General features: G+C 75.5%; 7 protein-coding genes. 1 reads left to right on the top strand and 6 read right to left on the bottom strand.

Translation table 11 applies throughout. The annotated features are described in order from the left end of the window. Window positions 1–32: 32 nt before the first annotated feature. Together ACRYM2_RS15750 and gabT are read right to left on the bottom strand one after the other, a co-directional pair. Complete coding sequence (locus ACRYM2_RS15750) at window positions 33–1,496, bottom strand: NAD-dependent succinate-semialdehyde dehydrogenase (protein WP_432523366.1); 1,464 nt, start codon at window positions 1,494–1,496, stop codon at window positions 33–35. Window positions 1,497–1,522: 26 nt separating this feature from the next. Beyond that, complete coding sequence (gabT, locus tag ACRYM2_RS15745; protein ID WP_432523365.1) at window positions 1,523–2,938, bottom strand: 4-aminobutyrate--2-oxoglutarate transaminase; 1,416 nt, start codon at window positions 2,936–2,938, stop codon at window positions 1,523–1,525. A 138-nt stretch (window positions 2,939–3,076) separates the two neighbouring features. On the opposite strand from gabT, the gene ACRYM2_RS15740 reads away from it, so the two are divergent. After that, a complete protein-coding gene (locus ACRYM2_RS15740; RefSeq protein ID WP_432523364.1) occupies window positions 3,077–3,478 on the top strand; it encodes a pyridoxamine 5'-phosphate oxidase family protein in 402 nt (133 codons plus the stop codon). A 33-nt stretch (window positions 3,479–3,511) separates the two neighbouring features. Here ACRYM2_RS15740 and ACRYM2_RS15735 read toward each other — a convergent pair whose 3' ends face one another. The 4 genes from ACRYM2_RS15735 to frr are packed head-to-tail and all read right to left on the bottom strand — an operon-like array spanning window position 3,512 to window position 6,771. After that, a complete protein-coding gene (locus ACRYM2_RS15735) occupies window positions 3,512–4,099 on the bottom strand; it encodes a DivIVA domain-containing protein (protein ID WP_432523362.1) in 588 nt (195 codons plus the stop codon). Next, entirely contained in the window at window positions 4,096–5,271 is a 1,176-nt protein-coding gene (gene rlmN, locus ACRYM2_RS15730) for a dual-specificity RNA methyltransferase RlmN (RefSeq protein ID WP_432523361.1), read from the bottom strand. Before rlmN ends, ACRYM2_RS15735 begins: the two co-directional genes overlap by 4 nt. A gap of 43 nt (window positions 5,272–5,314) precedes the next feature. After that, on the bottom strand, window positions 5,315–6,217 hold the full coding sequence (locus ACRYM2_RS15725; RefSeq protein WP_432523360.1) for a phosphatidate cytidylyltransferase: 903 nt from the start codon (window positions 6,215–6,217) through the stop codon (window positions 5,315–5,317). Next, window positions 6,214–6,771, bottom strand: coding sequence for a ribosome recycling factor (frr, locus tag ACRYM2_RS15720; protein WP_432523359.1), 558 nt, complete (start codon window positions 6,769–6,771; stop codon window positions 6,214–6,216). The genes ACRYM2_RS15725 and frr overlap by 4 nt, the downstream gene beginning before the upstream one ends. Window positions 6,772–6,807 lie beyond the last annotated feature (36 nt).

The raw sequence follows: 6,807 nt of genomic DNA, 5'->3' as shown, positions 1-6,807 counted from the left end.
GGGCGCGCACCGGCGCGCCCGCCCCGCCGCGCTCAGAGCGGGAAGCCGACGTACTTGGTCTCCAGGTACTCCTCGATCCCCTCGGCGCCGCCCTCGCGGCCGAAGCCGGAGGCCTTGACACCGCCGAAGGGGGCCGCGGCGTTGGAGACGACACCGGAGTTCAGCCCGACCATGCCCGTCTCCAGGGCCTCGGCCACGCGCATCCCGCGCTCCAGGCCCTCGGTGAAGGCGTAGCCGATGAGGCCGTACTCGGTGTCGTTGGCCAGCGCGAGCCCCTCCTCCTCGGTGTCGAAGACGACCACGGGCGCCACCGGCCCGAAGGTCTCCTCGGTCAGCAGGCGCGAGCCGGCGGGCACGTCGGTGACCACGGTGGGGGCGTAGAAGTACCCGGCGTCCCCGACCCCGGAGCCGCCGACGAGCACGCGCGCACCGGCGCCGACGGCCTCCTCGACCCGGCGGGCGACGCCGTCGCGGGCGCGGGCGTCGATGAGCGGGCCGACCTGCACGCCGTCCTCGGTGCCGCGGCCCACGACGAGGGAGCCCATGCGCTCGGCCAGCGCCCGCGAGAACTCGCCGGCGATGCCGCGCTGGACGTAGAAGCGGTTCGCGGCGGTGCAGGCCTCACCGCTGTTGCGCATCTTGGCCAGCACGGCCCCGTCGACGGCCTTGCCGAGGTCGGCGTCGTCGAAGACGAGGAACGGCGCGTTGCCGCCGAGCTCCATCGACACCCGCAGCAGCTGCTGGGCGGACTGCTCCACGAGCGTGCGCCCGACGGCGGTGGAACCGGTGAAGGTGAGCTTGCGCAGCCGCGGGTCGCGGATCAGCGGCTCCATCACCTCCCCCGTGGAGGTCGTCGTGACGACGTTGACGACGCCGTCGGGGACGCCCGCCTCGGCCAGGACCTGCGCCAGCAGCAGCGTCGTCAGCGGGGTCTGGGTGGCGGGCTTGACGACGATCGTGCAGCCGGCGGCCAGCGCCGGGGCGATCTTGCGGGTGCCCATGGCCAGCGGGAAGTTCCACGGCAGGATCGCCAGGACCGGGCCGACGGGCTGCTTGAGGGTGAGCAACCGGCTGCCGCCCACGGGGTTCTGCGCGTAGCGGCCGGAGATGCGCGGGGCCTCCTCGGAGAACCAGCGCAGGAACTCGGCGCCGTAGACGACCTCGCCCCTGGCCTCCGCCAGCGGCTTGCCCATCTCCAGCGTCATGAGCAGCGCGAAGTCGTCGGCGCGGGCGGTGACGAGCTCGTAGGCGCGGCGCAGGACCTCCGCGCGCTCGCGGGTGGGCGTGCGGGCCCAGCCGGGGGCGGCGGCGACGGCGGCGTCCAGGGCCGCGGTGCCGTCGGCGACGCTCGCGTCGGCCACGGCCGTCAGCACGCTGCCCGTGGCGGGGTCCTCGACCTCGACCGTCCTGCCGCCGGCGGCGCCGCGCCAGGCGCCGCCGACGAACAGCCCGGTGGGCACCGAGGTGATGAGCTCCTTCTCGCGCTGGGTGTCCATGTCGCGTTCCTCCCTGTCGGTGCTGCTCAGTCCTCGGCGGTGACCGCGGTGCTGGCCGCGGTGGCGCTGCCGTGCTCGGCGCGGTCGTCGGCGAAGACGGCGTCGAGGACGTCGAGCGCCTCCTCCAGCAGCGCGTCGGGCATCGTCAGCGGCGGCAGGAAGCGCAGCACGTTGCCGTCGGTGCCGCAGGTCAGGACGATGACGCCGCGCTGGGCGGCCGCGGCCGCGACGCGCTTGGCGAGCGCGGCGTCGGGGGTGGTGGTGCCGGGGGCGACGAGCTCGGCGGCGACCATGGCGCCGCGGCCGCGGACGTCGCCGACGCGCGGGTCGGCCTCGGCCAGGGCGCGCAGCCGGCGCTGCAGGACGTCGCCGACGTGCGCGGCGCGCTCCACGAGGCCCTCCTCGCGCACGGTGCGCATGGCGGCCAGCGCGGCGGCGCAGGCCGCCGGGTTGCCGCCGTAGGTGCCGCCGAGGCCGCCGGTGACGGGGGCGTCCATGATCTCGGCGCGACCGGTGACCGCCGACAGCGGCAGGCCGCCGGCGATGCCCTTGGCGGTGGTGACCAGGTCCGGCACGACCCCCTCGTGCTCGCAGGCGAACATCGCGCCGGTGCGGGCGAAGCCGCTCTGCACCTCGTCGGCGACGAGGACGACGCCGTGGGCGCGGGCCCAGTCGGCGATCGCGGGCAGGAAGCCGGCGGCGGGGACGATGAACCCGCCCTCGCCCTGGATCGGCTCGATGACGATCGCGGCGACGTTGGCGGCGCCGACCTGCTTCTCGACCAGGTCGAGGGCGCGGGCGGCGGCGGCCGGGCCGTCGAGGCCGTCGCGGAACGGGTAGCTCAGCGGGGCGCGGTAGACCTCGGGGGCGAAGGGGCCGAAGCCGTTCTTGTACGGCATGTTCTTGGCCGTCATGGCCATCGTGAGGTTGGTGCGCCCGTGGTAGGCGTGGTCGAAGACGACGACGGCCTGGCGGCCGGTGTGCGCGCGGGCGATCTTGACGGCGTTCTCGACGGCCTCGGCGCCGGAGGTGAACAGCGCGGTGCGCTTGGCGTGCTCGCCCGGGGTGGCGCGGTTGAGCTCCTCGGCGACCTCGACGTAGGAGTCGTACGGCGTGATCATGAAGCAGGTGTGGGTGAAGCGGGCGACCTGCTCGCCGACGGCCTCGACCACGTGCGGGGCGGCGTTGCCGACGGTGGTCACGGCGATGCCGGAGCCGAGGTCGGCGAAGGAGTTGCCGTCGACGTCGACGACGACCCCGCCGCCGGCGGCCGCGGCGTAGAAGGGCATGGCGGAGCCGACGGCGGCCGAGACGGCGCCGGTGCGGCGGGCGGCGAGCTCGCGGGAGACCGGTCCCGGGACCTCGGTGCGCAGGCGGATCTCCTGGGGGAGCCCGGGGCCGCCCAGCGGTGCGGTGCCGGGGCGGTCGTCGAGGGTGGTCATGGGACGACGCTAGGCCCGCGCACCGGCGCCGGGAAGTGCCGGCGTGCACTGCGCGGCGCGCCCGGGTGTGCACGGTGGACACCCGGTGCGCGCGGTGGCCCCGCCGGCCCGCGGCCGGCGCTGGGTACCGTGCCTGGTGTGAGCCTGGACCCGCACGACCTGCCCGCCGCCGCGCTGGACTTCCTCGCCGAGCGGCACCTGGCGACGATGACCACGCTGCGCGCCGACGGCTCCCCGCACGTGGTCCCCGTGGGCTTCACCTTCGAGCCCGGCACGGGCCTCGTGCGCGTCATCACCTCGGGCACCTCGCGCAAGGCCGCGCACGTGCGCCGCGGCTCGCGGGTCGTCGTCGCCCAGGTCGACGGCCGGCGCTGGCTCGCCCTGGAGGGCGAGGGCCGCCTGCTCGAGGACCCCGCGGAGGTCGCCGACGCCGAGCGCCGCTACGCGCTGCGCTACCGCACCCCGCGCCCCAACCCCGCGCGCGTCGTGGTGGCCTTCGCGGTGGACCGGGTGCTGGGCTCGGTGCCGCCCTGGGACTGAGCACCTGCGCAGCGGGCGCGGTGCCGTCGGCGCTCAGCGCTCGAAGGTGACGATCAGCTCCACGACCCGGTCGAGGAAGGCGTCCACCGGCGCCTCGCGGTAGCCGCGTCGGCCCCGGCGCGGGCGGAAGAGGGCACCGCGCACTTGGTCGGCGCTCAGCGCCGGCCCGCCGCGGAAGTGCTGGACCAGCAGCTCGCACAGCGCGTCGACGTCGGAGGGCCGGTAGCCGCGGCGCAGGCCGCGTGCGCGGGGGAAGCGCTCCCCCGCCCCCTCCCCCAGGCGCCCGACGACGGCCGCGACCAGCGCGGCGCGGCGCTCGTCGAAGGGGCGCCGGTCTTCCTGCGCGAGCGCGCGCTCGCGCTCGCGGCGGGCCAGGGCGTCCTCGAGGGCCGACAGCAGCGCGTCGGTGGCCGGGACGTCGTAGCCGCCGAACTGGGAGCCGAAGCCGACGGCGCGCACCTGGGCCGAGGCGACGCGGCCGGCGGGCAGCGCCTTCTCGACGTGGCGGAAGAACAGGTCCACGTCGCCGACCCGGTAGCCGCGGCGCAGGGCGCCGGTGCGCGGGGGGCGCTCGGCGAGCAGCTGCGCCAGGGCCGGCCGCCCCTCGACGCCCTGCGTCACGCGCGGGGCTGCTCGGGACCGATGGCGGCCAGCTGCCCGCAGGCGCCGTCGATCTCGCTGCCGCGCGTGTCGCGCACGGTGGTCGGCACCCCCCGCGCCTCGAGGGCGGCCACGAAGGCCTTCTCCACGGCCGGGTCGCTGGCGGTCCACTTGGAGCCGGGGGTGGGGTTGAGCGGGATGGGGTTGACGTGCACCCAGCCGCGACCGCGCGCGTTGAGCAGCTTGCCGAGGCGGTCGGCCCGCCACGCCTGGTCGTTGACGTCGCGGATGAGCGCGTACTCGATGCTCACCCGGCGGCCGGTGGCCTCGAAGTAGCGCCGCGCGGCGTCGAGGGCCTCGGCGACCTTCCAGCGCCGGTTGATCGGCACCAGCTCGTCGCGCAGCTCGTCGTCGGGGGCGTGCAGGCTCAGCGCGAGGGTGGCCGCGATGCCCTCCTGGGCGAACTTGTCGATGGCCGGCACCAGGCCCACCGTCGACATGGTCACCCCGCGCGCGGAGATGCCCAGGCCGTCCGGGGCGGGGGCGGTGAGCCGGCGCACGGCGGCGACGGCCGACCTGTAGTTGGCCAGCGCCTCGCCCATGCCCATGAAGACGACGTTGGACACGCGCCCGGGGCCGCCGGCGACCTCGCCGCGGGCCAGCGCGCGGGAGGCCGCGGTCACCTGCTCGACGATCTCGGCGGTCGACAGGTTGCGCGTCAGGCCGGCCTGGCCGGTCGCGCAGAAGGGGCAGTTCATCCCGCAGCCGGCCTGGCTGGAGATGCACAGGGTGTCGCGGTTCTTGTAGCGCATGAGGACCGACTCGACGAGGGCGCCGTCGTGCAGGCGCCACAGCGTCTTGACGGTGGTCCCCTTGTCGGCGGCCAGGGTGCGCACCGGCGTCAGCAGCGTCGGCAGCAGGGCCTCGGCGATGCGGGCGCGGCTGGCGGCCGGCAGGTCCGTCATCCGCTCCGGGTCGTCCTCGAGCCGCTCGAACCACTGGGTGGCCAGCTGCTTGCCGCGGAAGGGCTTCTCCCCGAGGGCGACCATCGCCTCCGCGCGCTCGGCGGGCTCGAGGTCGGCGAAGTGGCGCGGCGGCTTGCCGCGCCGGGGAGCCGACATGACGAGCTGGCCGGGGCCGGCAGGGGCCAGCGGCAGCGGCTCGCGCAGGGGTGCGTCCAGTGGAGTCGTCATCGTGGCTCCATGGTAAGGGCGTGCGCGGGGCCCGCCGCGCGCCTCAGGGACCGAGGAGCCAGAGCAGCAGCAGGTGCACGACGGGAGCGGCCGGCAGCAGCGAGTCCAGGCGGTCCATGACCCCGCCGTGACCGGGCAGCAGCGTGCCCATGTCCTTGATGCCCAGGTCGCGCTTGAGCATCGACTCCGACAGGTCGCCCAGCACCGCGACGGCCACCGTCACCACGCCGAGGAGCAGACCGCCCCACCACGGGCCGCCCAGCGCCAGCGGCAGGGCGAGCGCGCCGGCGAGCGCGCCCACCAGCACCGAGCCGGCCGTGCCCTCCCAGGACTTCTTCGGGCTGACCGTGGGCGCCATCGGGTGGCGGCCGAAGAGGACCCCCGCGGCGTAGCCGCCGACGTCGCTGCCCACGACGAGCAGCACGAACAGCAGCACCCGCCAGGGGCCGTCGTCGGCCGCGAGCATGAGCATGGCGAAGCCGGCCAGCAGCGGGCCGTAGCTGACGATGAAGACCCCGGCCGCCACGTCGCGCACCGCCGGCACCACCAGCGGCGAGCCGTGGTCGCCGCCGGAGGACACCAGCCGGTACACCAGCACGGCGAGCACGGTCAGCACGTAGGCGACGAAGAGGGTCTCGCCGCCGCCCAGGTACGCCCCCGGCAGCATGGCCAGCGTCCCCGCCACCGGCGGCAGCACGGGGATGCGCAGGTGGCGGGCGCGGAAGGCCCGCACCATCTCGACGCAGCCGCAGAGCACGGCCGCCGAGGCGAGCACGAGGAAGGCCTCGCGGCGCACGAAGAGGCTCAGGACGAGGACCGCGCCCAGGCCCACCCCCACCCCGATGGCGGCGGGCAGGTTGCGGCCGGCCCGCCGCGGGGGCCTGCCCGCCGCGGGACCGGGGCCGGCCTGCGGGCCGGCCGACGCGTCAGGTGCCGACTGGTTCACACCGCCAGCAGTTCCGCTTCCTTGTTCTTCAGGAGCTCGTCGACGGCGTCGACGTGCTTCTTCGTCACCGACTCCAGCTCCTTCTCCGCGCGCCCGACCTCGTCCTCGCCGGCCTCACCGTCCTTGACGATGCGGTCCAGCTCCTCCTTGGCGCGCCGGCGGACGTTGCGCAGCGAGACGCGCGCGTCCTCGGCCTTGGAGCGGGCGAGCTTGATGTAGTCCTTGCGCCGCTCCTCGGTCAGCTGCGGCAGCACGATGCGGATGACGTTGCCGTCGTTGCCGGGGTTGACGCCCAGGTCGGAGTTGCGCAGCGCCTTCTCGATCTCGCTCATCGCGCCCCGGTCGAAGGGGGTGATGAGGACCGAGCGGGCCTCGGGGATCTGGAAGCTCGCCAGCTGCTGCAGCGGCGTGGGCGCGCCGTAGTAGTCCACCATGATCTTGTAGAACATCGCGGCGTTCGCCCGGCCGGTGCGGATCGCGGCGAAGTCCTCCTTGGCGACCTCGACCGCCTTCTCCATCTTCTCCTCGGCCTCGAGGAGGGTGTCGTCGATCACGGTGGTCCCTTCGTCCTTCGTTCCGGCGCGTCCTGC

The organism is Kineococcus aridisoli, from assembly GCF_050871885.1.
Taxonomy (GTDB): domain Bacteria; phylum Actinomycetota; class Actinomycetes; order Actinomycetales; family Kineococcaceae; genus Kineococcus.
Note: the sequence above shows the minus strand (reverse complement) of the source record. Positions and strands in the feature narration are given on the sequence as shown.

Coding starts and splice junctions, on each gene's coding strand:
- gabT (WP_432523365.1), bottom strand. CDS start 2,938: ATGACCACCCTCGACGACCGCCCCGGCACCGCACCGCTGGGCGGCCCC.
- ACRYM2_RS15750 (WP_432523366.1), bottom strand. CDS start 1,496: ATGGACACCCAGCGCGAGAAGGAGCTCATCACCTCGGTGCCCACCGGG.
- rlmN (WP_432523361.1), bottom strand. CDS start 5,271: ATGACGACTCCACTGGACGCACCCCTGCGCGAGCCGCTGCCGCTGGCC.